Source organism: Sphingosinicella flava (genome assembly GCF_016025255.1).
GTDB lineage: Bacteria > Pseudomonadota > Alphaproteobacteria > Sphingomonadales > Sphingomonadaceae > Allosphingosinicella > Allosphingosinicella flava.
The window spans coordinates 2,380,356-2,406,392 of sequence record NZ_CP065592.1 but is presented as its reverse complement, the minus strand read 5'-3'; the positions used below and the strand labels follow the sequence as shown (position 1 = coordinate 2,406,392).

27 protein-coding genes and 1 pseudogene are annotated in these 26,037 nt (G+C 62.1%); 17 read left to right on the top strand and 11 right to left on the bottom strand.

Annotation, left to right across the window (positions count from 1 at the left end; genetic code table 11):
- The first annotated feature begins 107 nt into the window (after positions 1-107).
- From IC614_RS12245 to IC614_RS12225, 5 genes are all read left to right on the top strand, one after another.
- A complete protein-coding gene (locus tag IC614_RS12245) occupies positions 108-479 on the top strand; it encodes a helix-turn-helix domain-containing protein (RefSeq protein WP_200971726.1) in 372 nt (123 codons plus the stop codon).
- Between the two features lie 5 nt (positions 480-484).
- Positions 485-760 (top strand): DUF5985 family protein, encoded by a 276-nt coding sequence (locus IC614_RS12240; protein WP_200971725.1) that lies wholly within the window; start codon positions 485-487, stop codon positions 758-760.
- Positions 760-1,026 (top strand): DUF5985 family protein, encoded by a 267-nt coding sequence (locus IC614_RS12235; protein WP_200971724.1) that lies wholly within the window; start codon positions 760-762, stop codon positions 1,024-1,026. The genes IC614_RS12240 and IC614_RS12235 overlap by 1 nt, the downstream gene beginning before the upstream one ends.
- Before the next feature lie 230 nt (positions 1,027-1,256).
- Complete coding sequence (locus IC614_RS12230; protein WP_200971723.1) at positions 1,257-2,018, top strand: LytR/AlgR family response regulator transcription factor; 762 nt, start codon at positions 1,257-1,259, stop codon at positions 2,016-2,018.
- A gap of 47 nt (positions 2,019-2,065) precedes the next feature.
- Positions 2,066-2,455, top strand: coding sequence for a PaaI family thioesterase (locus IC614_RS12225; RefSeq protein WP_200971722.1), 390 nt, complete (start codon positions 2,066-2,068; stop codon positions 2,453-2,455).
- A gap of 8 nt (positions 2,456-2,463) precedes the next feature.
- On the opposite strand, the gene IC614_RS12220 is transcribed toward IC614_RS12225, so the two are convergent.
- The gene (locus IC614_RS12220) at positions 2,464-3,567 is read right to left on the bottom strand and encodes an acyl-CoA dehydrogenase family protein (RefSeq protein WP_200971721.1); all 1,104 of its coding nucleotides are present in this window, start codon (positions 3,565-3,567) and stop codon (positions 2,464-2,466) included.
- A gap of 3 nt (positions 3,568-3,570) precedes the next feature.
- On the bottom strand, positions 3,571-4,734 hold the full coding sequence (locus tag IC614_RS12215) for an acyl-CoA dehydrogenase family protein (RefSeq protein WP_200971720.1): 1,164 nt from the start codon (positions 4,732-4,734) through the stop codon (positions 3,571-3,573).
- Positions 4,735-4,811: 77 nt separating this feature from the next.
- On the opposite strand from IC614_RS12215, the gene IC614_RS12210 reads away from it, so the two are divergent.
- The 4 genes from IC614_RS12210 to IC614_RS12195 all read left to right on the top strand — a co-directional run bounded on the left by IC614_RS12210 (position 4,812) and on the right by IC614_RS12195 (position 9,800).
- Positions 4,812-6,059, top strand: a complete 1,248-nt coding sequence (locus IC614_RS12210) for an acyl-CoA dehydrogenase family protein (RefSeq protein WP_200971719.1) — start codon at positions 4,812-4,814, stop codon at positions 6,057-6,059.
- A 103-nt stretch (positions 6,060-6,162) separates the two neighbouring features.
- On the top strand, positions 6,163-6,939 hold the full coding sequence (locus IC614_RS12205; protein WP_200971718.1) for an SDR family NAD(P)-dependent oxidoreductase: 777 nt from the start codon (positions 6,163-6,165) through the stop codon (positions 6,937-6,939).
- Positions 6,936-7,721, top strand: coding sequence for an SDR family NAD(P)-dependent oxidoreductase (locus tag IC614_RS12200; protein WP_200971717.1), 786 nt, complete (start codon positions 6,936-6,938; stop codon positions 7,719-7,721). The genes IC614_RS12205 and IC614_RS12200 overlap by 4 nt, the downstream gene beginning before the upstream one ends.
- 15 nt (positions 7,722-7,736) lie before the next feature.
- Positions 7,737-9,800 (top strand): 3-hydroxyacyl-CoA dehydrogenase NAD-binding domain-containing protein, encoded by a 2,064-nt coding sequence (locus tag IC614_RS12195; RefSeq protein WP_200971716.1) that lies wholly within the window; start codon positions 7,737-7,739, stop codon positions 9,798-9,800.
- An 83-nt stretch (positions 9,801-9,883) separates the two neighbouring features.
- Here IC614_RS12195 and IC614_RS12190 read toward each other — a convergent pair whose 3' ends face one another.
- Entirely contained in the window at positions 9,884-10,417 is a 534-nt protein-coding gene (locus tag IC614_RS12190) for a LytR/AlgR family response regulator transcription factor (protein ID WP_200971715.1), read from the bottom strand.
- A 209-nt stretch (positions 10,418-10,626) separates the two neighbouring features.
- Here IC614_RS12190 and IC614_RS12185 point away from each other — a divergent pair, with 209 nt between their 5' ends.
- Positions 10,627-11,232 carry a cytochrome b gene (locus tag IC614_RS12185; RefSeq protein ID WP_200971714.1) on the top strand — a complete coding sequence of 202 codons (606 nt, stop codon included), beginning with the start codon at positions 10,627-10,629 and terminating at the stop codon, positions 11,230-11,232.
- Positions 11,232-11,630 (top strand): EVE domain-containing protein, encoded by a 399-nt coding sequence (locus IC614_RS12180; RefSeq protein WP_200971713.1) that lies wholly within the window; start codon positions 11,232-11,234, stop codon positions 11,628-11,630. Before IC614_RS12185 ends, IC614_RS12180 begins: the two co-directional genes overlap by 1 nt.
- Before the next feature lie 17 nt (positions 11,631-11,647).
- Here IC614_RS12180 and IC614_RS12175 read toward each other — a convergent pair whose 3' ends face one another.
- Together IC614_RS12175 and IC614_RS12170 are read right to left on the bottom strand one after the other, a co-directional pair.
- Entirely contained in the window at positions 11,648-12,373 is a 726-nt protein-coding gene (locus IC614_RS12175) for a Crp/Fnr family transcriptional regulator (protein WP_200971712.1), read from the bottom strand.
- Between the two features lie 328 nt (positions 12,374-12,701).
- Positions 12,702-13,391 carry a Crp/Fnr family transcriptional regulator gene (locus tag IC614_RS12170; protein WP_200971711.1) on the bottom strand — a complete coding sequence of 230 codons (690 nt, stop codon included), beginning with the start codon at positions 13,389-13,391 and terminating at the stop codon, positions 12,702-12,704.
- Between the two features lie 274 nt (positions 13,392-13,665).
- Here IC614_RS12170 and IC614_RS12165 point away from each other — a divergent pair, with 274 nt between their 5' ends.
- Entirely contained in the window at positions 13,666-14,055 is a 390-nt protein-coding gene (locus tag IC614_RS12165; RefSeq protein ID WP_200971710.1) for a LuxR C-terminal-related transcriptional regulator, read from the top strand.
- 51 nt (positions 14,056-14,106) lie between these two features.
- Here IC614_RS12165 and IC614_RS12160 read toward each other — a convergent pair.
- A pseudogene (locus IC614_RS12160) lies at positions 14,107-14,505 on the bottom strand (translational GTPase TypA); the annotation flags it as partial.
- A gap of 82 nt (positions 14,506-14,587) precedes the next feature.
- Here IC614_RS12160 and IC614_RS12155 point away from each other — a divergent pair.
- Positions 14,588-17,737 carry a TonB-dependent receptor plug domain-containing protein gene (locus tag IC614_RS12155; RefSeq protein WP_318962889.1) on the top strand — a complete coding sequence of 1,050 codons (3,150 nt, stop codon included), beginning with the start codon at positions 14,588-14,590 and terminating at the stop codon, positions 17,735-17,737.
- Between the two features lie 280 nt (positions 17,738-18,017).
- On the opposite strand, the gene typA is transcribed toward IC614_RS12155, so the two are convergent.
- A complete protein-coding gene (gene typA, locus IC614_RS12150; RefSeq protein WP_200971709.1) occupies positions 18,018-19,844 on the bottom strand; it encodes a translational GTPase TypA in 1,827 nt (608 codons plus the stop codon).
- Positions 19,845-20,193: 349 nt separating this feature from the next.
- On the opposite strand from typA, the gene IC614_RS12145 reads away from it, so the two are divergent.
- The gene (locus IC614_RS12145) at positions 20,194-20,820 is read left to right on the top strand and encodes a LysE family transporter (RefSeq protein ID WP_200971708.1); all 627 of its coding nucleotides are present in this window, start codon (positions 20,194-20,196) and stop codon (positions 20,818-20,820) included.
- Positions 20,821-20,910: 90 nt separating this feature from the next.
- Here IC614_RS12145 and IC614_RS12140 read toward each other — a convergent pair whose 3' ends face one another.
- Positions 20,911-21,609 carry an HAD family hydrolase gene (locus tag IC614_RS12140; protein WP_200971707.1) on the bottom strand — a complete coding sequence of 233 codons (699 nt, stop codon included), beginning with the start codon at positions 21,607-21,609 and terminating at the stop codon, positions 20,911-20,913.
- 131 nt (positions 21,610-21,740) lie between these two features.
- On the opposite strand from IC614_RS12140, the gene IC614_RS12135 reads away from it, so the two are divergent.
- Together IC614_RS12135 and IC614_RS12130 are read left to right on the top strand one after the other, a co-directional pair.
- Complete coding sequence (locus IC614_RS12135; RefSeq protein WP_200971706.1) at positions 21,741-23,141, top strand: S41 family peptidase; 1,401 nt, start codon at positions 21,741-21,743, stop codon at positions 23,139-23,141.
- A gap of 61 nt (positions 23,142-23,202) precedes the next feature.
- Positions 23,203-23,505, top strand: coding sequence for a plasmid stabilization protein (locus IC614_RS12130; protein WP_200971705.1), 303 nt, complete (start codon positions 23,203-23,205; stop codon positions 23,503-23,505).
- A gap of 3 nt (positions 23,506-23,508) precedes the next feature.
- On the opposite strand, the gene IC614_RS12125 is transcribed toward IC614_RS12130, so the two are convergent.
- A complete protein-coding gene (locus IC614_RS12125) occupies positions 23,509-23,892 on the bottom strand; it encodes a hypothetical protein (protein ID WP_200971704.1) in 384 nt (127 codons plus the stop codon).
- Positions 23,893-23,996: 104 nt separating this feature from the next.
- On the opposite strand from IC614_RS12125, the gene IC614_RS12120 reads away from it, so the two are divergent.
- Complete coding sequence (locus IC614_RS12120) at positions 23,997-24,728, top strand: metallophosphoesterase family protein (protein WP_200971703.1); 732 nt, start codon at positions 23,997-23,999, stop codon at positions 24,726-24,728.
- Here IC614_RS12120 and IC614_RS12115 read toward each other — a convergent pair.
- A complete protein-coding gene (locus tag IC614_RS12115) occupies positions 24,725-25,114 on the bottom strand; it encodes a DUF423 domain-containing protein (RefSeq protein WP_226372661.1) in 390 nt (129 codons plus the stop codon). The two genes, IC614_RS12120 and IC614_RS12115, sit on opposite strands and share 4 nt — an antisense overlap.
- A gap of 17 nt (positions 25,115-25,131) precedes the next feature.
- Positions 25,132-25,998 carry a hypothetical protein gene (locus IC614_RS12110; RefSeq protein ID WP_200971702.1) on the bottom strand — a complete coding sequence of 289 codons (867 nt, stop codon included), beginning with the start codon at positions 25,996-25,998 and terminating at the stop codon, positions 25,132-25,134.
- Between the last annotated feature and the right edge of the window lie 39 nt (positions 25,999-26,037).

Genomic DNA, 26,037 nt, shown 5'->3' with positions numbered 1-26,037 from the left:
CGCAAGAGGAGAATTCGCCTAAAGGGTTGATCGAGGTTAAAAGGCCCTTAAAAAGCATGCCAATGCCCCGAACTACGGGCCCTTAAAACTTACATCCGTTTGGAGCGATGCCGGCAAACGCGGATCTTCTGGCCTTCATACGCGGCTCCTTTCGCTCCATCTGGTCGATGGAGCTTCTGCTGCTTTTAAAATCCGATCCCGCCCGCTTTTGGCCTCCCGGCGAACTGGTCGCCGCTCTTCGCGGCAGCGATGCCGTTGTGGCGCAAAGCCTCGCCTCGTTGGTCGCCGCAGGCCTTGTCCTCGAGGAAAAGGACGACAGAGTTCGCTATGCCCCCGCCACGGATGAAATCGCTGCTCTCGCCAATCAGGCGGAGACCTATTATGCATCGAAACCAGATGCCGTGCGGCGGCTCATCGTCCAAGCGTCGCAAGATCAGCTGCGCGCTTTCTCGGATGCGTTCAGATTGAGGAAGGATTGAGGCACATGTCGGAGGCATTCCGGACCCTCGTCTACATCCTCTGCTTCGCGACGGCGGGAGCCTGCTGTTTTCTGTTGCTTCGCAATTATGCGCGGACTCGCGCCCGCTTGCTCATGTGGAGCGGACTTTGCTTCGCGCTGCTCGCGGCGAACGCGCTTGTGGTGATTTTCGACATTCTCATCATTCCCGGAATGAGCTTGCAGCCGTTGCGCCTGGGGTTGTCCCTGGCGGCGGTCGGGGTGCTGTTGTTCGGGCTCATCTGGGACATGGAGAATTCGTGATGCCGGCTTTCGAATTCCTTTCGGGCATGATCACGATGGGCTTCCTCGCCGCTGCCCTGTTCTTCCTGCGCTTCTGGAGGAAAACGCGCGATCCCCTGTTCATCGCCTTTGCCGCAGCCCTGTGCCTGCTCGGCTTGACTCAGGCGTTGCTCGCGCTGACGCGTTTCCCTGTCGAGGAACGCAGTGTTTTTTATCTGCTACGGCTGGCCGCGTTCATTGTCATTACCATGGCTATCGTGCTGAAAAACCGCAAGACATCGGCCTGACCGGACTGGAAGCTGCAGCATCGCAGTAATCGCGAAGTGGATATCTTCATTCGATAGAGGATTGTCTGGCCATGAAGGAGGCGCCTTTGGAAAACCTCCTTCCCATTGACAAATTCCGCAAAATAGCTTGGACGCTTTTCCTATCAAGACCGACCGTTCACCGGACATATAGGTTGGATATTTATTCCGGTGCGGTAACAGTGCGGTTAAAAAGAGGGTGAAACCGGTTCATGGCGCTTCGAGTTCTACTCGTCGATGACGAGCCGCCAGCATTGCAGAGGCTCGTCCACACCCTCGCTTCCATCGAGAATGTGGAGATTGCCGGAACGGCGGAGGACGGCCGGGCCGCGCTGGAGCTGGCGGAAAGCCTGAAACCGGATCTCGTCCTGCTCGATATCGAGATGCCGTATTTGAACGGCATCGAGGTCGGCCAAGCGCTTTCGGAGCGTTCGGATATCGAGATCATCTTCATCACCGCTCTCGATGAGTTCGCGGTCGAGGCGTTCAACATGCATGCGGTCGACTATCTGCTGAAGCCCGTGCAGCCCGACCGGCTGCGCGAAGCGTTGAAGCGCGCGCGCCTGCGTCTCGACCTCCGCCGCCAGGAGCCGGCGAGCGAGGAGAGGTCGGATGCGCAGCAGTCCGCCGCGTCTTCCGATGCGGGCCCGGTCTTCTGGGTGCCGAAGGGCGACAGCACGATCCGCCTGTCGGCCAAGGAAATCCGCCGGATCGAAGCGGCGCGCGATTACGCCCTTCTCTATACGGAAGCGAACACCTTCATCCTGAAGATCACGATGAAGGAGCTGGAAAGCCGGTTGCAACAGCAGGACATCATCCGCGTCCACCGTTCCGCCTTCGTGCGGCCGGACATCGTCGTGCAGGCGGATTTCTCCGGACGCCGCATCGTCCGGCTCCATACGCAAGACGGCGCGGTGGTGGACGTCGCATCCAAATATGCCGAGAAGGTTCAGGCCGCGCTCGAAACCGCCTAATCGCGACTGACCTTTCCGTCCGCGGCGTCCTGTGCCAAGCGTTGGTCATGGTGAAACAGCTGCCGCCTTATGCCCGGCTCCTCGACCTTCGCACCGAGCGGAACGCCGAGGGTATCTTGCTCTGGATCATGCCATTCCATGATGCGGTGGTCGGGCGTCCTGGTTTCCTCCACGGCGGTGCCATTGCAGGTCTTCTTGAATTTGCGGCGCTCGGCACGCTTTACGATCAGTTGGGCGATGAGGCGGAAGTCCGGGCCAAGCCGATCAACGTCAACGTCGATTTCGTGCGCGGCGGCATCGAACATGACACTTATGCGAGCGCGACCGTCACCCGTCTCGGCACCCGTGTCGCCAGCGTGGAGGCGCATGCGTGGCAAAAGGACCGGGCAAAGCCGATTGCCTCGGCGCATATGAACCTGCTGCTGAAACGGGGCTGAGACGACGATCAATAACCGTTGAGCCGCGCCAGCCGATCCGCATGGTAATTGGGATCGCCGAACAGCTCGTTCAGCACCCGGTCGCGCTTCATGTAGAGGCCGATATCATATTCGTCGGTCATGCCGATGCCGCCATGCATCTGCACGCCTTCTTGCACCGCCAGTGTCGACACCCGGCCGGCCTTGGCTTTGGCGACATGCACCATCGCCTCCGCCTGCGCGCTCCCCTCGTCCAGCAATTGCTGCGCCTTCAGCGTCGCCGCGCGCGCAATCTCAAGCTCGGAATATAGATGCGCAGCGCGATGTTGCAGCGCCTGGAACTCCCCGATCAATCGCCCGAACTGCCTGCGCTGCCGAAGGTAATTGACGGTCATATCCATCGCGCCCGAAGCGACGCCCACCATCTCCGACGCCGCGCCCGTGCGCGCCGCGCGAAGAACGCGCGCAAGCACCTCTTCACCGCCCACCAGCGCATCGCCGTCCACTTCGACATTGTCGAACGTCATCCGCGCGCCGATGCTGCTGTCGGCAAGGCGCACGCCTTCGACCTCAAGCCCCTTGGCGTCCTTCTCGACCGCGAACAGAGCCGCGCCTTCCTCCATCTTCGCGGCGACAAGGATGAAGTCCGCCGACGCGCCCTGCACCACGAACTGCTTGCGGCCGCTCAGCGTAAAGCCGTTGCCGGACCGCTCCGCCGTCATCGCGATCGCCTCGGGCCGGTGCTTCGGTCCCTCGTCCACCGCGAGGGCTGCCACCGCCTCACCTTTCAGAATGCCCGGCAGCCACCGCTCGCGCAGCGCCGATCCGCGCAAGGCTTCCACCGCGGCAACGGCGGTAATGAGAAAAGGCGAAGGCGTCAGATTCCGCCCGATCTCCTCCAGCACGATCCCTGCCTCGACAGGGCCGAGCCCGAGCCCGCCATCGGCCTCATCGACGAGGATGCCGGTAAAGCCCATCTCGCCGAACTGCCGCCAGAGCGCATGGCCGAACCCATCCTTGCAGTTCATGTCGCGCCACTTGCGCAGCTGCGTGGCGATCGCCCCTTCGCTGGCCATGAAGTCGCGCGCGGTATCCCGCAGCATCGCCTGATCTTCGGTCAAATAAAGAGGCATGGGTCAGGCTCCGGGAAGGTCGAGGATGCGCTTGGCGATGATGCCGAGCTGGATTTCGCTGGTACCGCCCTCGATCGAATTGGCCTTGGTACGGAGCCATTCCCGCGCCGCCTTGCCGCCTCGGGACAACTCGCTCTCCCATTCGAGCGCGTCCGCACCGCCCGCGGCCATAACCAGTTCGTGCCGCGCCTTGTTAAGCTCGGTCCCGGCATATTTCATCATCGACGGCTGGGCGGGATGTGCTTGTCCGGCTTTGAGTTCGTCGATGAACTTTTCCGACATCGCTTTGAAGGCCATCGCGTCGACATCGAAACGCGCCACATCCGCCCGCAGGATCGGATCGCCCTCCAGCCGCTCCTTCAGCGCCGTGCCGAGGCTCCCGCCCGTCCCGCCGAGCCCCATGCCGCTGATCATCTCGCGTTCGTGGCCGAGCAGATATTTGGCGACGTCCCATCCCTTGTTCACCTCGCCGACCACCTGGTCCTTGGGCACCTTTACGTCGTCGAAGAAGGTTTCGCAGAAGGGCGAATAGCCGGAGATCAAAAGGATCGGCTTGGTCGACACGCCCGGCGAGGCCATGTCGAAGAGGAGGAAGCTGATGCCCTTATGCTTGGGCGCCTGGCTGTCGGTGCGGACGAGGCAGAAGATCCAGTCGGCCTTATCGGCGTAGGAGGTCCACACCTTTTGGCCATTCACCAGCCAATGATCGCCATTGTCCTCCGCCTTGGTCTGCAGGCTCGCAAGGTCCGACCCGGCATTGGGTTCCGAATAACCCTGGCACCAGCGAATTTCCCCGCGTGCGATTTCGGGCAGGAAGCGCTTCTTCTGCGCCTCCGTCCCATATTTCAGCAGCGCCGGTCCAAGCATCGAGATGCCGAAGCTGTAGAGTGGATTGCGCGCATTGATCCGCGCCATTTCCTGCCGCAAAACCTTCGTCTCGGCGGGTGAAAGGCCGCCACCGCCATAGTCGCGCGGCCAATCGGGCACGGTCCAGCCGCGCTCCGCCATCCGCTTCATCCATTGGCGCTGCGCCTCGCTCTTGAACACCGGATTGCGCCCGCCCCAACAGGCATCCTCCTCGCTCTTCATCGGCTCCCGCATTTCAGGCGGGCAATTCGCCTCCAGCCAGCTACGGGTCTCAGCCCGAAACGCCTCCAAATCCGCCATTGATCTTGTCTCCGCAGCCTCTCCGCGATAGCCCGATGATAGGTTGACGGAAACGTAAAGCAAGCGAGAGGAAGGCCGTGGATTTTACCCTTACGGAACGCGAGGCTTTTTACCGCGACCGGGTGCGCCAGTTCATCGAGACTCAGATTCGTCCGCGCATCGGCGATTATAAGAAGCAGCTCGCAACCGGCGACCGCTGGCAGCCGCTCGACGTGATCGAGGAACTGAAACCGAAGGCGCGAGAGGCTGGCCTCTGGAACCTTTTCATGCCTCCTGCCCCCGTCCTCCCGCACGTCGACGACACGTTCGGATTCGAAGGCACGCAGCTCACCAATCTCGAATATGCGCTCTGCGCCGAAGAGATGGGTCGGATCGGCTGGGCGAGCGAGGTGTTCAACTGCTCCGCGCCCGACACCGGCAATATGGAGGTGCTCCACCGCTACGGCACGCGGGAGCAGAAGAACCAGTGGCTGAGGCCGCTGATGAACGGCGAAATCCGCTCCGCCTTCCTGATGACCGAACCCGCCGTCGCCTCGTCCGACGCCACCAACATCGAATGCGACATCCGCCGCGAGGGCGATGAGTATGTCATCAACGGCCGCAAATGGTGGTCGTCAGGCGCGGGCGATCCGCGCTGCAAGGTCGCCATCGTCATGGGCAAGACCGACCGCGAGGCGCAAAAGCACAAGCAGCAATCGATGATACTCGTGCCGCTCGACGCCCCCGGCATCACCGTCGAACGCGCGCTCACAGTCTACGGCTATGACGATGCGCCGCACGGTCACATGGAGATCGAGCTGAAGGACGTGCGCATCCCCGCCTCCAACATGCTCTTGGGCGAAGGACGCGGTTTCGAAATCGCGCAGGGCCGCCTCGGCCCCGGCCGCATTCATCACTGCATGCGCACCATCGGCGCGGCCGAGGAAGCGCTGGAAGCGATGGTGAAGCGCCTCCAATCCCGCGTGGCGTTCGGCAAGCGCCTGATGGACCATTCGATCTGGGAACAGCGCGTCGCGCGCGCACGCATCGACATCGACATGTCGCGGCTCCTCTGCCTCAAGGCCGCCGACATGATGGACAAGGCCGGCAACAAGGCCGCGGCGAACGAGATCGCGATGATCAAGGTGCAGGCGCCGCAAATGGCGCTCCAAATCATCGACGATGCCGTCCAGGCGCATGGCGGCGCCGGCGTCAGCCAGGATTTCGGACTTGCCGCAAGCTGGGCGGGCATCCGCACCCTGCGCTTGGCGGACGGCCCGGACGAGGTGCACAACCGCGCGATTGCCAGAAACGAATTCGCGAAGCACGCACCGAAGGAGCATTAACCGTCATTCCCGCGCAGGCGGGCATCCAGACGATGTCCGGGCAAGGCAGAGCACGTCTCAACTCCCGCTTACGCGGGAGTGACGATGAAGAGAGGATGAAGATATGAACTTGTTCGACCTGACCGGAAAGGTCGCGATCATCACCGGCTCCTCGCGCGGCATCGGACGCGCCATTGCCGAGGCGATGGCCGAGCAGGGCGCGAAGGTGGTGATCTCCAGCCGCAAGGCAGAGGCCTGCGCCGAAGCCGCCGACGCAATCAACGCTAGGCATGGCGCTGGTACCGCGATCGTCGTCCCCGCCAACATCTCGTCGAAGGAGGAGCTTCAGAACCTCGTCGATGAAACGCGCGCACAACTTGGGCGGATCGACATCCTCGTCTGCAACGCCGCGTCCAACCCCTATTACGGGCCAATGGGCGGGATCACCGACGACCAGTTCCGCAAGATCCTCGACAATAATGTGCTGGCGAACCATTGGCTCATTCAGATGGTCGCGCCGGAAATGCTCGAGCGGAAGGAAGGTTCGATCATCATCGTGTCGTCGATCGGCGGCCTCACCAGTTCCACGGTGATCGGTGCCTACAACATTTCCAAAGCCGCCGATTTCCAGCTCGCCCGCAACCTCGCCGCCGAATTCGGTCCGGCGGGCATACGCGTCAATTGCATCGCGCCCGGTCTCGTCCGCACCGATTTCGCCAAGGCCTTGTGGGAAAATCCGGACACGCTGAAGGCCGTCACCCGCCACACGCCGCTGCGCCGCATCGGCGAGCCGCACGAAATCGCCGGTGCCGCCGTGTTTCTCGCCGCGCCCGCCTCCAGCTTCATGACCGGCCAGACGATCATCGTCGACGGCGGATCGACCACGGGAGCGGGACTGTGAAACTCGCAAACAAGGTCGCCATCATCACCGGCGCAGGCTCCGGCATCGGCAAGGCGAGCGCCAAACTGTTCGCGGAAGAAGGCGCCAAGGTCATCTGCGCCGACATCAAGAGCCATGAAGGCACCGCCGCCGAAATCGGTGATGCCGCCATCGCCATGGAAGCGGATGCAGGTTCCGAAGCCGATGTGAAGCGATTGGTGGACGAAGCCGTCGCCCGCTTCGGCGGCCTCGACATCATGTTCGCGAACGGCGGCATCTCCGGCGGACTCAAGGGCCTGTTCGATCAGACCCCGGAAGACTGGGCCGAAATCCTGCGCGTCAATTTGATCGGCCCCTTCCTCGCCATCAAACATGCGGCGCCCGTCATCAAGGAACGCGGCGGCGGCTCGATCATCTGCACCGCGTCCGTCGCGGGCATTCGCGCGGGCGCTGGAGGGCCAGCTTATTCGGCGTCCAAGGCGGGCGTCATCAACCTCGTGAAGACTGGCGCGGCGCAGCTCGTCGGATCGAACGTCCGCGTTAACGCCATCTGCCCCGGCCTGATCGAAACCGGCATGACGCAAATGATCTACGAACATGCGCGCGACCGGGGGAAGGAGGACAAGATCGGCCGCTTCAATCCGCTCCAGCGCGGCGGCGAGCCCATCGAAATCGCGCGCGCCGCCCTCTATCTTGCGTCCGAGGAGTCGAGCTACGTCAACGGCCATGCATTGGTCGTCGACGGTGGCCTCGCCGCGTCCTACCCGTTCACCAAATTGCTTTACGGCCAGACGGCCTTTTAAGTTCAGGAGAGAGACATGAGCCCCATTTCCACCAAGCGCCACGGCGACATCCTGATCGTCACGTCGAACAATCCGCCGGTCAACGCGCTCGGCCACGCCGTCCGCCAGGGCCTGGTCGCCGCGATCGAGGAAGCCGATGCCGACGACGCCGTGAAAGCCGTCGTCATCCGTTGCGAAGGTCAGACCTTCTTCGCGGGCGCCGACGTCTCCGAATTCGGCACGCCCAAGGCGTTCGAAGCGCCGATGCTGCCGCAGGTCGTCGACCGGATCGAGAATTGCACCAAGCCGGTGGTGGCTGCGATCCACGGCACGGCGCTTGGCGGCGGCCTCGAAGTCGCGCTCGCCTGCCATTATCGCGTTGCGGTGCCGACGGCGAAGCTCGGCGTTCCGGAAGTGAAATTGGGCCTGCTCCCCGGCGCGGGCGGCACGCAGCGCCTGCCGCGCGTCGTCGGCGTCCAGAAGGCGCTGGAGATGACGACCAGCGGCACCCCGATCGGCGCCAAGGAGGCCTTTGCCCTCGGCCTCGTCGACCGGCTGATCGAGGGCGATCTTGAGCAGCATTCCGTCGCTTATGCCGACGAGGTGAAGGAAGTCCGCCCGCTCCAGAAGACCAGCGAACGTGACGACAAACTCGCCGAAGCCCGCGCCAATCCCGGCATCTTCGAGGAATTCCGCAAGGCCAATGCCCGCAAGATGCGCGGCTTCGATGCGCCGGAAGCCAATATCAAGGCCGTGCAGGCGGCCGTCGAAAAGCCCTATGCCGAAGGCGTGCTCGAGGAACGCCGCCTGTTCATGGAACTGATGAGCGGCAAGCAAGCCAAGGCCCAGCAATATTTCTTCTTCGCCGAGCGCAAGGCTTCGAAAATCGAGGGCCTGCCCGAAGATACCAAGCCCCGCGACATCAAGCGCGTCGGCGTGATCGGCGCCGGCACGATGGGCGGCGGCATTTCGATGAACTTCCTTTCCGCCGGCATCCCCGTCACCATTGTCGAGATGCAGCAGGAAGCGCTCGACCGCGGCACGGGCATCATGCGCAAAAATTATGAAGCGACCGCTGCCAAGGGCCGCATGACCGCGGAACAGGTGGACGGCGCGATGGGCCTGCTGAAGCCCACATTGAACTTCGACGATCTCGCCGAATGCGACCTCATTATCGAGGCGGTGTTCGAGAATATGGACGTGAAGAAGGACGTCTTTTCGCGCCTCGACAAGATCGCCAAGCCAGGGGCGATCCTCGCGTCCAACACCTCTTATCTCAACATCGACGAGATCGCAGCCGTCACCTCGCGGCCGCAGGATGTGGTCGGCCTCCACTTCTTCTCGCCCGCCAACGTGATGAAGCTCCTCGAAATCGTGCGCGGGGCGAAGACCGCGCCAGACGTGCTGGTCACCGCCATGCAGCTTTCGAAGAAGATCAAGAAAGTCGCGGTCGTCGCGGGCGTCTGCTACGGCTTCATCGGCAACCGCATGCTGATCCCGCGCCAGACGCAGGCGATGCAATTGCTCCTCGAAGGCGCGACGCCGGAGCAGGTGGACCGCGTCCATGTCGAATTCGGCATGCCGATGGGGCCGTTCCAGATGGCCGACCTCGCGGGCGTCGATATCGGCTGGCACCGCGACCCCAACCGCATCGAAAATATCCGCGACGCGCTCTGCGCCATCGACCGCTGGGGCCAGAAGAAGGGTGCGGGCTTCTACGATTATGACGACAAGCGCCGCCCCTCGCCCTCCCCCACGGTGCAGGAGATCATCGAGCAGTTCCGTGCCAAGGAAGGCATCACCCCGCGCGACATTTCGGATCAGGAGATCATGGAGCGCACCATCTACACGATGGTCAACGAAGGCGCGAAGATCCTGGAAGAAGGCATGGCCCAGCGCGCGTCCGACATCGACGTCGTCTGGGTCTATGGCTATGGCTGGCCCGTCTATCGCGGCGGCCCGATGCACTGGGCGGACGGGGAAGGCCTGCAGAAGATCGTCGATGCCCTGAAAGGCCAGCAGGAGCGGCTGGGCAGTGACTTCACCCTTTCCAACCTCCTCGTTCAGAAGGCGCAAGCGGGCGAGAAATTCACGCGCTAATCCCGACCCTCCACGTCGTGCTCCTGTAGCAGGAGCACGACCGCACGGATCGAACGATTAGGTTCCTGCTTTCGCAGGAATACTCAAACCGGCAGCGCCGATTTCGGCGTCCGGAACCGCTGGAACAGCTTGCGGATGCGCACCCACAAGGGCCGGCGGTCCGGCACGTCTGGCACCCATTCGTCTCCGGGCGCGGGCAGCGGCTCCTCCGCTTTGTAGAGGCTGAGCGCGGCCGGAAGGCTCGGCCGCAGCCGTTCCCGCCCCCGGATCAGATCTTCGGCCGTCTTCAGCGCCCGCACCAGATCCTCCTCCGCGAACGGCTTGGCGAGGCAGCCGAGCGCCAGATCGGGCATCGGAAAGGGCGGCGCCTTGCCGCTGGTGAACAGGCAGGCGATGTCCATTTCCGCGAGCTTGGCCGCGACGCTGAACCCGGTGGAGCCGCGCGCCAGCTGCAGGTCGACCAGCGCCAAATCGGGCCGCCTGTCCTCCACCGCCGCGATGGCGCTGTCCACATCGTCGGCGACGGCGGTGACGATATAGCGCGGATTGAGTTCGACCAGCTGTTTCAGCGTTCTCGCCAGCAATGGTTCGTCTTCGACAATGAGAATGTTCAGCACCGGCCCCTCCGCGACAACGTTCCCGCCCCGGAATGGACAGCGCAAACGCGCTAAAGTCATCAGCCCGCTTGGAAATTTGCGACGAGCGATTCCTTTCGAGCGGCGAATTGACGGCATGACGCCATATTGCGGCGCGCAAAGCCCGTCATGGCCGTTTGGCAAAGGCGGCGGGACCGTGTTACGCCGGAAAAAAGAGGGAGAGAAGCAGGATGGCGACCGTTCCCGATGCCGTGCCGCAGGAAGGCGCGCTTTTGCGCTATAATAATGGCGCGGTGGCGCTGCACTGGATCACCGCGGTCCTGATCCTCGCGCAAGTCTATGTCGGTTTCACCTTCCACGATCTGCCGCGCGGGCCGTTGCGGGGCGAATGGTTCATGTGGCACAAGACGCTCGGCGCCGCGATCCTGGTCCTCGGCATAGCCCGCCTGGTCTGGCGCCTGACGCATAGACCGCCCCCCTATCCGCCCGAACTGCCGCGCTGGGAGCGGCTCGCGGCGGTGTGGAACCACCGCGCTTTCTACCTCCTCATCATCGCCCTGCCGCTGACCGGCCTCGCCGCCGTCTCGGGCGGAGCCGATGAAGCGACCACGAAGCTCGCGGGAGGCGTCCCGCTGCCGCTCATTCCGGGCCTCTCCGAAGCATTTGGCGATGCAATGGGCGAGACGCACGAGATCTTGGTCAAGCTCACCATCGCCCTCCTCATCCTCCATGTCGGCGCGGCGCTGAAGCATCAGTTCATCGACAAGAGCCGCGCGGCGGGCCGCATGCCCCCGTTCCGCAGCCCCGACCGCACGCCCACCTGCGAAGCCGACTGATGGCCTATTGGCTGATGAAGTCGGAGCCCGGCACCTACAGCTGGGCCGACCTCGTCCGTGACGGCGGCACGGATTGGGACGGCGTCCGCAACCCCGCCGCGCGCCTGCACCTGCGCGCCATGAAGCCGGGCGACGAAGCCTTTTTCTACCATAGCGCCGACGAGCGCGCGGTGGTCGGCATCATGCGCATCGCGGGCGAGGCGGAGCCGGACGGCCCGGACGGCGCCTGGGCCAAGGTCCGGGTGGAGCCGGTCCGCCCCCTCGGCCCCGTCACGCTGAAGGCGATCAAGGCGCAGCCCATGCTCGCCGCGATGGAGCTCATCCGCCAGTCGCGCCTGTCGGTAAGCCCTGTGCGGGACGAGGAGTGGGCGGCGATCGTGGACATGGCGGGCGGCTGAAGCGCGCTGCTGACGCGCTATTGCGATTTTCCGAAAGGTCCGATCAGGTGCCGATATTCGGCCTCCGCCATGCCATAGGATTCTCCGGCAATGTCTTCCAGCTGAGTGCGGTCTCGGATGATGACAAGGTTACGGCGCGCGCGAATGGCGCCGCTACTTTCCAGGGCATGAAGCGTCACCGTTACGCCCGCGCGGCGAACGGCGAGCATCATCGCCATGAATTCATGGGTGAGTGCGATTTCATCGCCGTCGACCCGGTCGTGGCACATGAGGAGCCACCGCGCCAAGCGTTCGGGTAATGTGCCGAGCGCATTGGACATCGCCGTTCGAGCGACTTGCAAGGCAAAGGTCTGAAGGTAGCGCAGCATGTGAACGTGCAGTGTTTCGCTTTGCCCCAGCGCGGTTTGCAAGGAAGCATGCGGGATGCGAAGCGAAGTGGCGCCGCCGATCTGCATGTAGGATCGCAACGGGGTGGTGTCGGAGCCAAGGAGAGTCGTGGCGCCCGACATCCCTTCACGCCCGAAAAGCCCTGTCTCTACTTCATTCCCATCGCGCTCCGTGACGACCGAACCTATTCCACCTTCCAGAAAGTGGATGTGCTTTATGGCCTGGCCCGCTGTAACCAGTGGATCCCTCAATTGCAGCTGCACTCGCTCCAGCTGCGGCTGAAGAAGAAGGAAATCTTCGGGAGACAAACTGCTCAAGAGGCGGTTTCGCGTAAAGGACTGGCTGGGGAAAGGCATGAATGCCCCTGATTTCGGGGCGGGAGCGACAAAGATCTCTCAGCCGCTCGCGCCCTGGACGTTAGCGAGCGATACACTCCATATGGTGCGCCGCACGCCATAATGGAACAGCCAAAGCATTGTATTTGCTTAAAATAATGAGACTCCAGTTGGCCTCCCAACTCCAGAGCCGAAGCGGGAGCGGGAGGCCTGCCGGCATTCGCCTAAATTCGGAAATGAGCCTTTGAAGTCAAAGGGAAGTTTCCTTCTGTTCGGAACCGCACATTTCAGTTGAGCTATCCTGACGGGGCGTCACGGGAAGGTGAAGCGGACTGTAGACAAGGCCATGTCATAATCGCTCATGGGATTTTCCTTGCCCTGCGGTTCCGGCTTTCTTCGAGGAGCGTGAAAGCGGTCCGATCAACCTCTCATATTCGGCTTCCGCAGCGCCATAGGCTGCGCCCGCCAGCGCCTCCAAGCGGTCGCGGTCGATAATGCAGATCATGCCGCGCCGTGTCTTGATCGCGCCCTCTCCCTCCAGGCTGTGCAATGTCACCGTCACGCCAGAGCGGCGAACCCCGAGCATGGTCGCCATGAATTCATGGGTCAGGCTGATTTGGTCGCCGTCCATGCGATCATGGCACATGAGAAGCCAGCGCGCCAACCGCTCCGGAAGGGTGTAATGGGCATTGGTTGCGGCCGTTTCCGCGGCCTGGACGGTCATGACCTGCGCAAACCGCAGAAGCTGCGCATGAAGACTGTGGCTTTTGCGGCACGCATCGAGGAGCGCGCCTGCGTTGAGACGGAGGGCGGTATTGCCATTCACCTGCATGAAGAAACGATGCGGGCTCGCTTCCGCCGCGAGGAGCAAAGCCGACCCCGACATTCCCTCCCGGCCGAAAATGCCGACTTCGACCTCCTCCTCATCTTCCCGGGCCGTGACGATCGAACACAAACCGCCTTCAAGGAAATAAACCTCCTTGATGGGCTCGCCCGGGTTGACCAGAATCTGGCGCAGGTGAAGCTCAACCCGATCCATATGAGGCTGAAGGAGAGCGAAGTCCGCGGGGGAAAGAGACCGGAGAAGATAGTTGCGCGTGTAAGATTGGCTGGCAGACACTTCCCCACCTCTAATGGCTAACCACCGGCCGGAAGTCGCCAGGCCCATGAGCCTAGAAGGTCGTTTCGCCCACAAATCCAGCCTCGGCCGCACGGGGGTGCGAAAGCGCACAAAGGTTAGGGAAGCCAGGAGAAACTCCCACCACATGCCGTTTGTTCGATACCGTACATTCGCAATGTGGTATCAGCCTTCCATGAAAAGGATTTCAGGAGACAAGAACCTGACCCAATCCAGTTTCTATTCCGCCAAGGCGCAAAATCCTAAGCCCGGGCATGTTGGCGAGGAATTGGAATTTGTGGCGAATGTCGAACGCGCGCCTTATTTAACGGCTCGGGAGAAGCAGGTGCTGGAATGGGTCGCATGCGGCTGGTCATCCAAGCAGATCGCCATTCTGTGCAAAAACGCGCCGAGAACCATCGAGGCCCACATCGCCAATCTCATGCGCAAGATGTCCGCCAGGAACAGGGCGCATTTGATATTGCTGGCGATGCAATGTGGCGTTCTGACAACCGCGGTCCCGCCCGCCTCCGATTGCTCTCAGTGCGACAAAAAGGCTGTAGAGCGGCTTGCGTTGACGAAGTGAACTTTCAGCGTTCCTTCATGCCGGATCAAGTCCGGCATGAAGGAGACGTGTTTAAGCCGCCGAGCGCGACGCGCGCTTGCGCTCGTGCGGATCGAGGTGGCGCTTGCGGAGGCGGATGCTCTTGGGCGTGACTTCGACCAGTTCGTCGTCCTGGATGTAGGCGATGGCCTGTTCCAGCGTCATCTTGCGCGGCGGGGTGAGGCGGATGCCTTCGTCCTTGCCGGAGGCGCGGAAGTTGGTGAGCTGCTTCGACTTCAGCGGATTGACCTCGAGATCCTGCGTCTTCGCATTCTCGCCGATGATCATGCCTTCATAGAGCTTCTCGCCCGGCGAGACGAAGAGGACGCCCCGATCCTCCAGCGCGTTCAGCGCATAGGCGACGGCTTCTCCCTGCTCCATCGAGATGAGGACGCCGTTCTGCCGGCCGCTGATCGGGCCCTTGTAGGGGCCGACATCGCCAAGTTGCGACACATGTTGCATCCGGGAAACACTCTTAACAGAAGAACGCACATGAGATACCATCGCGCTTCAGGTGCTTTACACGACTAAAACAATCTCGCATTATCCATCGGCTGCCTCGAGATCATGTTTGCAGGGCCATAAGCGAAGCAGTGGGTTTCGGTTGCCTGCAACCGCATCATGCCATTCGGGGGAACAGATGAGAAAAAGTCAAATTGCACGGCTGCGTACTGGCGTAGCCTTGTCCACGATCGTGCTCGCAGGGTCGCTTTTCGCGACGCCCGCACTCGCTCAAGACGCTTCGACAAGCGTCACGGCCGATATAGCTGACACGCAGGACGACCAGTCCGCTCAAAACGATATCGTCGTCACCGGCACGATCTTTCGCCAGTCCGACCCGCAAACCGCTCTGCCGGTGACGATCGTCACCGCCGAAAACCTGGAGCGCGCCGGCATCACCAACGTGACCGACGCCATCCGCTCGGTCTCCGCCGACGGCGCGGGCTCGATCGGCAACGGCTTTACCAGCGGTTTCTCGGCTGGCGGTGCTGCCGTTTCGCTGCGCAACCTCGGCGTCTCGTCGACCTTGATCCTGGTCGATGGGCTGCGCTCGACGAACTTTCCGCTCAGCGACGATGGTCACAATTCCTATGTCGACCTCAACAGCATCCCACTGGTCAACGTCGAACAGGTTCAGGTTCTTAAAGACGGCGCATCGTCGCTTTACGGCGCGGACGCGATCGGCGGTGTGGTCAATATCATCACGCGCAAGCAAATGGTGGGACTGAAGGCTGGCGGAGAAGCCGGCGTGACCCAGAAGGGCGATGGCCAGAAATATCGCGCGCATCTCCTTGCCGGTTTCGGAGACTACGACGCCCAGGGCTTCAACTTCTATATCGGCGGCGACTATGAATATGGCGGTCGCATTTCCGCCAATTCGCGCGGTTTCCCCTTCAATACGCTCGATCTGAGCTCGATTGGGGGCGTCGACAACAATCGCGCGGACGACACGCTGACGACCGCCACCACCGACGCGATTGTCACGCGCGTGACGCAGACCGATCTGAACAATCCGCTTGCCGGCTCGGTCACGAACGCGACCACCCCGGCGATTTTCACCTCGCTCACCCCTCTCGCGAACTGCCAGTTCGGCACCTATTCTGAGAACACGGCCTCGCGCGTTGGCACGGCGTGCAGACATGACAATACCCGGGAATATGCGCAGATCACGCCCTTGCAGGAGCGTTACGATTTTGTCGCGCGGGCGAGCCTTCGCCTCAGCGACAGCGTCGAAGGCTATCTTGCGGGAAGCTATGCGCACAATCGGGTCGATATCATCTCGCCGCCGCGTGCGATCCGTCAGACCCAGGCATTCGGCGGCGCTCCGGCGACTTCGACGAGCAACCCGGGCATCGTGCTGCCGGTCTATATCTGTTCGGCGGGCGTCAATTGCGCGACTGCAGCGGATCGCCGGCTTAACCCGAACAATCCTTATGCGGCCGCTTACGCCAACAACCCGGCTGCGGGTGCCGCGCGTATTTACTATCTGTTTGGCGATGTCCGCTCGGGCAGCACGCGCAACAATGAAGTGTTTCGCTTCACAGGCGGCCTGCACGGAAGCTTCGACGACACCTGGGACTGGAATGTCGAGACGGGCTACTCGCGCGCCAACCTGGATTTGACGCAATATGGCTGGGCCAATCTCAACGGCTTGATCAGGGCGATCAACACCGGCTCGTACAATTTCGTCAATCCGAGCCTCAATACCGAGGAAGTGCGCAACTCGGTCGCTCCTCCGATCACCGCGCGTTCGAATTCGAGCGAGTTCACCGTGGACGCCACGGTCAGCCGTAGCCTCTTTACACTCCAAGGCGGCGACGCGAAAATCGCCGTCGGCGGCCAGTATCGCAAGGAGAAGCTGACCAACAACAGCGCCAACCCGAACCTGGACGTGCCCGGCCTATCGACCGCGCAGGCCTATGGCGACCGGTCCGTCTATGCGGGCTTTTTCGAGGTCGAGCTTCCATTGCTGGATTCGCTCGATGTCAACGTGTCGGGTCGTTACGATCATTATTCGACCGACATCGGCCGCTTCTCGCCGAAAGCGACAGCGAAGTTCCAGCCGATCGAGCAGATTGCGATTCGCGGTTCTTACTCTGAAGGCTTCCGGGCGCCGACATTCGCGGAAGCGGACCCGCGCAGCTCTTATTCCGGCTTTGTCGGCTTCACGCCGAACGCCGCCTTCCGGGCCGCGCATCCCAACAATTCGTCTTACACCACAGCATACAGCTTGGGCCGCGGTTATGTCGGCAACCCGGATATCAAGCCGGAGACTGCCCGCAGCTTTACCTTGGGAGCCATTTTCGAGCCGACTCCCTGGCTGAGCCTGACGGCAGACTATTTCAACGTGAAAAAGTCGAACCTGATCGTGACCGGTCCGCAAACGTCGGATGCGATCAATGCTTATTACTCGGTCGCCAACCAGACCTTCGCTTCGGCTGACGCAGCCGCTGCGGCAGGTTGCGCCAGAGTCGCAGCGGTCGGTGCCGGCTATTCGTGCAACGTGGTCGATGGGGCCGATCCTTTCTCGCCCAATGCGTTGCCGCGTCTGCTCGTCGTAAATGCGCCTTATGTGAACGCGAACTATCTCATCATCTCCGGACTGGAATTCACCGCCGACGCGCGCGTGCGTCTCAGCGACAATCTGAGGTGGGAGAGCCGGGTCGACGCGCAAACGACACTCAAATACAATCTCCACCCTGAAACCGGCGCGGTTCAGCGCTACGCCGGCACCGTCGGTCCGGAAGATTTGTCCTCTGGTGGCGGCACCCCGCGGTGGCGCGCCAATTGGCAGAATACCTTCGTGTCCGGTCCGTTCGAACTCAGCCTGACGACCTATTATGTCGGTCGAATCAAGGCGGTTGCCGCTGACCAGGCCAGCTCGGTCAACGGGGACATTTCCTGCGCAGCGGCGATTTACAAAGCCCCGGACGGCAGCGATAAATTCTGCTATGTCAAAAGCTTCATCTATTCCGACTTGAACATGACGTACCGGGTGAACGATCAGTTCAGCTTCTACGGCATCGTCGGCAACGTGACGAACGCGCGGGCGCCGCTGTTTGCGAACACGGCTTACCCGAGCCAGGTGAACACGCTGACGTCGTGGCATGCGCCGGGCCTGATCGGCCGGACGTTCCGGGCTGGTGTGAACTTCGAGTTCTGACCGGCAAAACCGGAAGGATTGGGGGCGGCATCTTCGGATGCCGCCCTTTTTTTAAGCGAACGAGTTCTTGGAATGCATCCGGCCCAAGAGGAGGCCACGTTCGACTGTCATGAGGCCGTCGCCGGGGTACCGGGACAGTGATCATACTCCGCTCAGAAGCAGATGTGATATCGGTAGCTTGGAAGGGCGTGCCCCTCTCGGGCCGCCATCAATGCACTGCCCGCAAAAACCTATCTTCGTAAGATAGACCGCCCTGCCGGATCCGGCAGGGCGGAATGACTTACGCCGCCGAACGCGAGGCGCGCTTGCGTTCGTGCGGGTCTAGGTAGCGCTTGCGGAGGCGGATGCTCTTGGGCGTGACTTCGACCAGTTCGTCGTCCTGGATGTAGGCGATGGCCTGTTCCAGCGTCATCTTGCGCGGCGGGGTGAGGCGGATGCCTTCGTCCTTGCCGGAGGCGCGGAAGTTGGTGAGCTGCTTCGACTTCAGCGGATTGACCTCGAGATCCTGCGTCTTCGCATTCTCGCCGATGATCATGCCTTCATAGAGCTTCTCGCCCGGCGAGACGAAGAGGACGCCCCGATCCTCCAGCGCGTTCAGCGCATAGGCGACGGCTTCTCCCTGCTCCATCGAGATGAGGACGCCGTTCTGCCGGCCGCTGATCGGGCCCTTGTAGGGGCCATATTTCTCGAACAGCCGGTTCATGATGCCGGTGCCGCGCGTGTCGGACAGGAATTCGCCATGATAGCCGATGAGGCCGCGCGAGGGCGCGCTGAACGTCAGGCGCGTCTTGCCGCCGCCTGAGGGGCGCATGTCGGTCATCTCGGCCTTGCGCATCGCCATCTTCTCGACGACCGTGCCGCTGAATTCATCGTCCACGTCGACGACGACGGTTTCATAAGGCTCCTCGCGGCCGTTCGGGCCGTCGCGGAACAGCACGCGCGGGCGGCTGATCGACAGCTCGAAGCCTTCGCGGCGCATGGTTTCGATGAGCACGCCGAGTTGCAATTCGCCGCGGCCCGCGACTTCATACGCTTCGCCGCCCTGGGTTTCGGTGACGCGGATCGCGACGTTGGTTTCGGCCTCGCGCTCCAGGCGGTCGCGGATCACGCGGCTCTGGACCTTGTCGCCTTCCTTGCCCGCATAAGGGCTGTCGTTGACCGCGAAGCTCATGGCGAGCGTCGGCGGATCGATCGGGCGAGCGGGAACCGGATCAGTCACTGAGGGCGCGCCGATCGTATTCGACACGGTCGCCTTGGTGAGGCCGGCGATGGCGATGATGTCGCCCGCCTGGGCGCTGTCCACCGGCACGCGCTCGAGGCCGCGGAAAGCGAAGACTTTGGTGGCGCGGCCCGCTTCGACATCGTTGCCGTTCACGTCGATCGCTTTGATCGGCATGTTGACGTCGAGCTTGCCGCTCTCGATCCGGCCGGTGAGGATGCGGCCGAGGAAGGGATCGCGGTCGAGCAGGGTGGCGAGCATCTTGAATTCGGCTTCGGTGTCGAGGCCCGGTGCCGGGACATGCTCGACGATCTTTTCGAAGAGCGGCGTCAGGTCGCCCGAGCGCACGTCGTCGGTGAGGCCCGCATAGCCGTTGCGGCCCGACGCATAGAGAACCGGGAAATCGAGCTGCTCGTCATTGGCGTCCAAGGACAGGAACAGCTCGAAACATTCGTCCAGCACTTCGGCGGCGCGGGCGTCCGGGCGGTCGATCTTGTTGACGACGACGATAGGCTTGAGGCCGAGGCCGAGCGCCTTGCCGGTTACGAACTTGGTCTGCGGCATCGGCCCTTCGGCGGCGTCGACGAGCAGGATCACGCCGTCCACCATCGAGAGGATGCGCTCCACCTCGGCGCCAAAATCGGCGTGGCCGGGCGTGTCGACGATGTTGATCCGCATCGGCTCCGCACCCGCGCCCGTCCATTCGATGGAGGTGCACTTGGCGAGGATGGTGATCCCGCGTTCCTTTTCGAGGTCATTGGAATCCATGGCCCTTTCCTCGACACGCTGATTGTCGCGGAAGGTGCCGGATTGGCGGAACAGCTGGTCGACAAGGGTGGTCTTGCCGTGATCGACGTGGGCGATGATCGCCACGTTGCGGAGGCTCATTTCAATGCTCTTTCAGGAAAGGATTTCGGGGCGCCTATACGCGACATATTGCGGCGCAACAAGGGTGGGCTTGGGTTGAATGTCTTCGAGGGGAAGTTGATGAAATTGATGGCGTGGCGAAGTTTTCGCGGGCCTGGAACTTGATGGTTCGGGAAGGATGATGTGATGCGTGAAAGGATCGATGCTTCCGCCATATCCTCGCCATGGCAGATTCAGGCCGTGTAGGAAAATTCCACATGAGGGTCCGATTTCGACCCATAGCAGACATCTGGATCACTAAGCGCAAATTGCACCTCTTCTTCAGAGGTGGTACTCACTATGCTCCAGCGCGATCTTCCTGGGGGATGGAATGGGTATTTGGCTCCAACTCGGTTCGGTCATGGGAATATGGGCTGTAGTAGTAATGAGCCCTGGACCGGATACCCTCGCTGTTGCCTCGACTGCTATTGGCCATTCAAGACGTGCAGGAATGCTAGTGGCGCTGGGGTGTGCCGTCGCGACCTTCATGTGGGCCGCTGCAAGCCTTGCAGGTCTAGCTATCATCTTCGAGCGTGCACAATGGCTGTACCATCTGCTGAAATGGATAGGTGCCGCATACCTCATTTACCTCGGAATTAGCCTACTTCGGCAATTACATACGGGTGATGAGGCTGGTGGTCCGGAAAAGGCTCGGTCACCCGTGAGCGGCTGGCGAGCATTCCGCTTGGGGCTGGTCACTGATCTTGCCAATCCCAAGGCAGCTGCCTTTTTCACTAGTTTGTTTGCAGTCGCCTTATCCCCAGGGTCGCCGATCTGGCTTAAAGTCATTGTTGCCAGTTTCGTCACGGCAATCGCGGGCATCTGGTACGTTATATTGGCGGCCGTTCTCTCGACTGGCCCTGCTGCGCGTTTCTATGTGAAATCTCGTAAATGGATAGAAGGCAGCGCCGGCATATTGTTCATTGCGTTAGGCGGAAAATTAGCCACTGATCGCTGAGCCTGATTTGAAATGGCATGTCCGCTTTCCACCCTTAGCGGACATATGCGATCTTGGATCGCTGCTCCGATTTCGTTCGCGAATGGCCTTCTACCCCGCCAGATCGTCGATCCAGCCCGGCAACTCCGCCAGCCGCGCCAGGCGGCGATAGCGGGGGTGGTCCTCCGGCGCTGTAGCCGTTTCGTGGCTCCAGGCGAGGTCTTGGGGGATATAGGCCGCCCAGGCGCCCGCTTCGAGGGCGGGGAGGATGTCGGAGCGCAGGGAATCACCGGCCATGACGGCGCAGTGCGGATCGACGCCGTAGCGGGCGAAGAGGGTTTCGAACGTGGCCCGCGTCTTGTCGCTGACGATCTCGATCCCTGAAAAGCGGTCGCCGAGGCCGGAGGCGGCGAGCTTGGCTTCCTGGTGAAACAGGTCGCCCTTGGTGACGAGGACGAGGCGGCCGCGGTCCGCGAGCGCATCCAGCGTCTCCTCGATGCCTTCGAACAATTCGACCGGGTGGGCGAGGAGCTCGCGGCCCGCCGCCAGGATGTCGGCGATGACGCGGGCGGGAACGGCCTCGCCGCCCAATTCCAGCGCGGTTTCGATCATCGAGAGGGTGAAGGCCTTGGCGCCATAGCCATAGAGCTTCAGGTTGCGGATCTCGCACGCTTCCAGCACCTCGCGCGCGATACGAGCGTCCGCAAAGGGACGGAGCATGTCGACAAGCGCCCGCTCCGTGGCGTCGAAGAAGCGCATATTGTGCCAGAGCGTATCGTCGGCATCGAGGCAGATAAGGTCGATCGGCATGGATTGCGCGCCCTAGCAAAGCCGTGCTCCGCGAGCCATAACGCTTTCAAGCGAAGCTGGACATTCAGCCCGGAGCAACCTTCCGGACCGCATGCCCCCTCCGGGGAAGCCGTAAGGCATTGGGGAGAATTATGACTGCATTGTTGAAGATCGGCGCGCTGTGTGTCGCGCTTTCGGGCCTATCCGCGCAGGCCGTGGCGATTCAAGGAACCAGGAGCGCCCAGCCGCAAGTGACGGCGCCGAAGCTACTGACTGCCGCCGACCGCAAGGGAGTGGTCGACAACATCGCGATCGCGGCCGATGCCCGCTATGTCGATCCGGCGGGCGGCAAGAAGATCGCGGCCCATATGCGCGCGCAGCTCGCCAAGGGCGCTTATGACCGGCTGACCGATCCGGTCGAATTCGCGTCCGCGCTGACGCGGGACATGCGCGCCGCCGTCGCCGACGTGCATCTGCGCGCCGTTTATGAGCCCAATCGCGCGCAGCAGACGGTGCGCATGGCCGCCCCGGCCGCCGGAGCGGTACCCCAGCCGGGCCAAGGCGGCGGAACCGCCGGACCGCGCAGCTTCGCGCGCATCGACCAGCGCAGCGACGAACAGATCGCGCGCACCAATTATGGCTTCGACGCGGTGCAGCACCTGGACGGCAACGTCGGCTATCTGAAGCTCAACCGGTTCGTGCCGCTCGCCATGTCGGAAGAGACAGCGAAGGCCGCGATGGCTTTCCTTGCCAATACGGACGCCGTCATCATCGACCTGCGCGGCAATATCGGCGGATCGCCCGACCTTGTGCGCCACCTGATGAGTTACTTCACCGGTCCCGAACCCATGCAGTTGCTGTCCAATTACATACGCGAGGGAAACCGGTCCGACCGGATGATGAGCCTGGCGGAGGTGCCGGGCCGGAGGATGACCGGCAAGCCGCTCTATGTCCTCATCGACGCCGACAGCGCATCGTCGGCGGAGATGTTCGCCTATATCGCCCAGCGCAAGCAGCTTGGCACCGTGTTCGGGCAAAAGAGCTCCGGCGCCGGCAATGGCGGCAACATGCTTCCGGCCGGCTCCGGCATTTCCGTCTTCCTGCCCTTTGCCAGGATTACCGATGGGCCCGGCTGGGAGCAAATCGGCGTGACCCCCGATGTGGCCGTCGATCCGGAAGCGGCGATGGCGGCGGCGCACAAGGCCGCGCTGCAAAAATTGATCGCCGCCGCCACCGATCCCGTCGCGAAGCGCGAGCGGGAATGGGCGCTGGAATTGGCGATGGCCGGGGATCGCGCGAGCGCGCCGGCTGGCGGCCTCGCCGATTATGAAGGCCAGTTCGGCACGCGCGGGTTCAAGGTCGCGGAGGGCAAGCTGATGGTCGTGCCGTCGGCGGGAAGGCCGGAAGCGCTCGTCCGCACCGGCGCCGAAACCTTCCGCCTCGACAATGCCCGCTACACGTTCGAACGCGATGCGGCGGGGCAAGTGACGGGCGTGAAGGTGGAGACGCTGAGCGGCACCGAAACGCGGGCGGACAAGACGCCGTCCGCCTGATCGGCCATTCGAAACAAGGGCATGGCTGACGCGTTTCTTTCCGTCGAGAAAGGAGCGCACCATGCCGCGTGGAGACAAGAGCAGCTATACCGACAAGCAGAAGCGACAGGCCGAGCATATTGAGGAAGGATATGAACAGCGCGGCGTGCCCAAGGAAGAAGCCGAAAGCCGCGCCTGGGCGACGGTGAACAAGATAACGGGCGGCGGCAAGAAATCGGGTTCAGGCCGGGGGAAAGCGGAAAACCGCGCCCCGTCGCGCGCGGGCGGCAGGAAAGGCGGCGCTTCGGCATCGCGCAGCCGGGCCGACCGGTCGGCGGCGGCGAAAAAGGGCTGGGAGACGCGGCGCCGAAAGGCCGCGTCCTGACGGTCAGCCCTTCGCCTTCACCTTCTTATACGGCACGAATTCGCCGAGGAAGACGAGGCCGCTCATCATCCGCGAACCGGGGTCGACGAGCGTCACCACGTCATTGTCGCACAGCCGGGAACCGAAGGTGCGCGTGACCATGATGTCCCAATCGTTCATCCCCTCGGCGGACGCCGGCCGGTTGACGTAGAGGGTGTGGCCGGCATCGTAGACGATCGCGGTGTCGTCGATGATGCGGCTCGACAGGATGCGGCTGGTGTCGATGCAGTGCTGGGGCTTCCCGGCGACGCGGTCCTTGAGGATATGGGCCAGTTGCTGATCGGGCGTCGACCGGGGGGCCGCCACGGCCCCTGTGGCCAAAACGGCGGCGAGCAAGACGGATTTCATGGCGTGTCGCATATATTCTTCCTTCCGGAGCGAAAAGAATGCGCCCGCCAAGATGAATGAGGGCTGACGGCGAACCAAAGAGCCTTTGGGCCGTTTCCCGCCCCATGACCCGGCTTTTTCACGTTTCCGACCTCCATTTCGGGCGCGCCGATCAAGACGCGCTCGACTGGTTCGCCGCGACCGTCGCGGGCGAACGGCCGGACGCCGTGATCTGTACCGGCGACCTGACGATGCGCGCGCGCTCGGCGGAATTCGAAGCGGCCGCCCGCTATCTGGAAGCCTTGCCGGTGCCCGTGACGGTGGAGCCGGGCAATCACGATCTGCCTTATTTCAACCCGCTCGAACGCATGTTTCGCCCCTATCGCCGCTTCGGGCGGGTGGAGAAGATGGTGGAAAAGCCGCTGGAGCTGCCGTCCGTCACCATCGTGCCGCTGCGCACCACGGCCCGCGCGCAGCTGCGGCGCAACTGGTCCTGGGGCGTGGTGAGCGAAAGCAGCCTTCGCCGCGCCGTGGAAATGATCGCGGCGAGCGACAAGGGTCACGTCAAGATCGTCGCGGCCCACCACCCCCTCGTCGACAGGCCCGAGCTTCAATCCCGCGCCAAGACGAAGGGGGGCCTCGCGGCGCTGAAGGCCCTCGCCGAAGCCGGTGCCCACGCGGTGCTGAGCGGGCATGTCCACGACCCGTTCGACGTCGATCACACGCTGTGCGGCAGCGCGATCCGGATGATCGGCGCGGGCACCCTGTCCGAACGGCTGCGCGCGACGCGGCCGTCCTTCAACGAAATCCGGGTTATGGACGGCACGCTTTCGGTGATGGTAAGAACGATCGGCTAAGCGGAGCGGCCTTGGTCCTTCGTGCGCCAGGCACGCAACGCCAGCAACAGCCATCCCGCGATCATCAGCAGCCCGCCCACCGGCGTCACGGCACCGAGCCAGCGCAGGCCGGTCAAGGCGAGCAGGTACAGCGATCCCGAAAAGACCAGGGTGCCGATACTCAACAGAGCAGCGGGAAGGCCGAGGCGCCCCGGGAGCCCCGCCAAGGCGACGAGGGCGACGGCGTGCCACATCTGATATTGCACCGCCGTCTGCCACCAGCCGAGCGCGGCGGGATCAAGCCGGTCCTTGAGGGCATGAGCCCCAAACGCTCCCAGCATCACGCCGGTGCCGGCCAGCAGCACCCCGGTCATCAGGATCGGCCTTGAAAAAGCCCGTGCCGCCATGATGATCGAACGAGCTATTATCGCACCTCTTCCATCTTGCGAGCTATTTCATTCCAATCCGCCATGTAGAGCGCAGCGTAGAGGCGTGAAATATATTCCGTTTCCGACAATCCTTGATTATTCATTCTCAAATCCATGTCCGGGGGGCCACCTCGAATTTTACCTACCAGCAATTGTAGTTTCGAAGGAGGAATCGTCCTATCGAAGAAATCCGGATCATTACTGAAATAAGTAATGTCATCGACATGGTCATGGTATTGCAAAGGCCACCGGCTTGAATTTACGACAAAAACGTCCTCGTAAGCCAATAAGTTACCATTATATTTTCCACTCAAAAAACCGAGATTTCTAGGATATTCGAATAGCGGCATATTGAATTCAACATCCAGTGACGTGCCCTCACCGGGTGTGTAATAGCGACCATTGATTTTAATTGTTCTTGGACTACCCAAGGATATTGGTCTTGCAAATAATTTGAGCTCAGCTTCTATATGACCCGATAAAGTCCGGCGTATATTGATGCTCGACAGCAAACTAGCACCGCGAATATCCTTTAAAGACGGAAGCTCCATAAGGATTTTGTGCGCGACTTCCAACTTGCGCGCAATCAGATCAGCCTCTTTCGGCGGAACTTTCCCGTGGACATAGACTGAAGGCTTTTCATTAAATTGCCCGGGCGCCGATGCGCTGGGGTTTTCCCCTCTGCTCGATCCTGCAGGATATTCCTGCCAATATTGCACGATATAATGGTAATAGAGAGTGTGGCCATTCTCGAAGCGCCCGGTCTCACCGGCATCATGTGCGCTATTGATAATTTGATGCATAGGCGAGGGATCCGGAACAGAGCCCACCAGCAGCGCCGCGATAGCCGCCTGTACAATCATACTTCCCCTCATCCCCCGAACTACTGGCAATATATGGAG

What these genes read in the sequence shown, in the direction of transcription:
- IC614_RS12245 (WP_200971726.1), top strand. Translation starts at nt 108, where the DNA reads ATGCCGGCAAACGCGGATCTTCTGGCCTTCATACGCGGCTCCTTTCGC.
- IC614_RS12240 (WP_200971725.1), top strand. Translation starts at nt 485, where the DNA reads ATGTCGGAGGCATTCCGGACCCTCGTCTACATCCTCTGCTTCGCGACG.
- IC614_RS12235 (WP_200971724.1), top strand. Translation starts at nt 760, where the DNA reads ATGCCGGCTTTCGAATTCCTTTCGGGCATGATCACGATGGGCTTCCTC.
- IC614_RS12230 (WP_200971723.1), top strand. Translation starts at nt 1,257, where the DNA reads ATGGCGCTTCGAGTTCTACTCGTCGATGACGAGCCGCCAGCATTGCAG.
- IC614_RS12225 (WP_200971722.1), top strand. Translation starts at nt 2,066, where the DNA reads ATGGTGAAACAGCTGCCGCCTTATGCCCGGCTCCTCGACCTTCGCACC.
- IC614_RS12220 (WP_200971721.1), bottom strand. Translation starts at nt 3,567, where the DNA reads ATGCCTCTTTATTTGACCGAAGATCAGGCGATGCTGCGGGATACCGCG.
- IC614_RS12215 (WP_200971720.1), bottom strand. Translation starts at nt 4,734, where the DNA reads ATGGCGGATTTGGAGGCGTTTCGGGCTGAGACCCGTAGCTGGCTGGAG.
- IC614_RS12205 (WP_200971718.1), top strand. Translation starts at nt 6,163, where the DNA reads ATGAACTTGTTCGACCTGACCGGAAAGGTCGCGATCATCACCGGCTCC.
- IC614_RS12195 (WP_200971716.1), top strand. Translation starts at nt 7,737, where the DNA reads ATGAGCCCCATTTCCACCAAGCGCCACGGCGACATCCTGATCGTCACG.
- IC614_RS12185 (WP_200971714.1), top strand. Translation starts at nt 10,627, where the DNA reads ATGGCGACCGTTCCCGATGCCGTGCCGCAGGAAGGCGCGCTTTTGCGC.
- IC614_RS12180 (WP_200971713.1), top strand. Translation starts at nt 11,232, where the DNA reads ATGGCCTATTGGCTGATGAAGTCGGAGCCCGGCACCTACAGCTGGGCC.
- IC614_RS12175 (WP_200971712.1), bottom strand. Translation starts at nt 12,373, where the DNA reads ATGCCTTTCCCCAGCCAGTCCTTTACGCGAAACCGCCTCTTGAGCAGT.
- IC614_RS12170 (WP_200971711.1), bottom strand. Translation starts at nt 13,391, where the DNA reads ATGGATCGGGTTGAGCTTCACCTGCGCCAGATTCTGGTCAACCCGGGC.
- IC614_RS12165 (WP_200971710.1), top strand. Translation starts at nt 13,666, where the DNA reads ATGAAAAGGATTTCAGGAGACAAGAACCTGACCCAATCCAGTTTCTAT.
- typA (WP_200971709.1), bottom strand. Translation starts at nt 19,844, where the DNA reads ATGAGCCTCCGCAACGTGGCGATCATCGCCCACGTCGATCACGGCAAG.
- IC614_RS12145 (WP_200971708.1), top strand. Translation starts at nt 20,194, where the DNA reads ATGGGTATTTGGCTCCAACTCGGTTCGGTCATGGGAATATGGGCTGTA.
- IC614_RS12140 (WP_200971707.1), bottom strand. Translation starts at nt 21,609, where the DNA reads ATGCCGATCGACCTTATCTGCCTCGATGCCGACGATACGCTCTGGCAC.
- IC614_RS12135 (WP_200971706.1), top strand. Translation starts at nt 21,741, where the DNA reads ATGACTGCATTGTTGAAGATCGGCGCGCTGTGTGTCGCGCTTTCGGGC.
- IC614_RS12130 (WP_200971705.1), top strand. Translation starts at nt 23,203, where the DNA reads ATGCCGCGTGGAGACAAGAGCAGCTATACCGACAAGCAGAAGCGACAG.
- IC614_RS12125 (WP_200971704.1), bottom strand. Translation starts at nt 23,892, where the DNA reads ATGAAATCCGTCTTGCTCGCCGCCGTTTTGGCCACAGGGGCCGTGGCG.
- IC614_RS12120 (WP_200971703.1), top strand. Translation starts at nt 23,997, where the DNA reads ATGACCCGGCTTTTTCACGTTTCCGACCTCCATTTCGGGCGCGCCGAT.
- IC614_RS12115 (WP_226372661.1), bottom strand. Translation starts at nt 25,114, where the DNA reads ATGGCGGCACGGGCTTTTTCAAGGCCGATCCTGATGACCGGGGTGCTG.
- IC614_RS12110 (WP_200971702.1), bottom strand. Translation starts at nt 25,998, where the DNA reads ATGATTGTACAGGCGGCTATCGCGGCGCTGCTGGTGGGCTCTGTTCCG.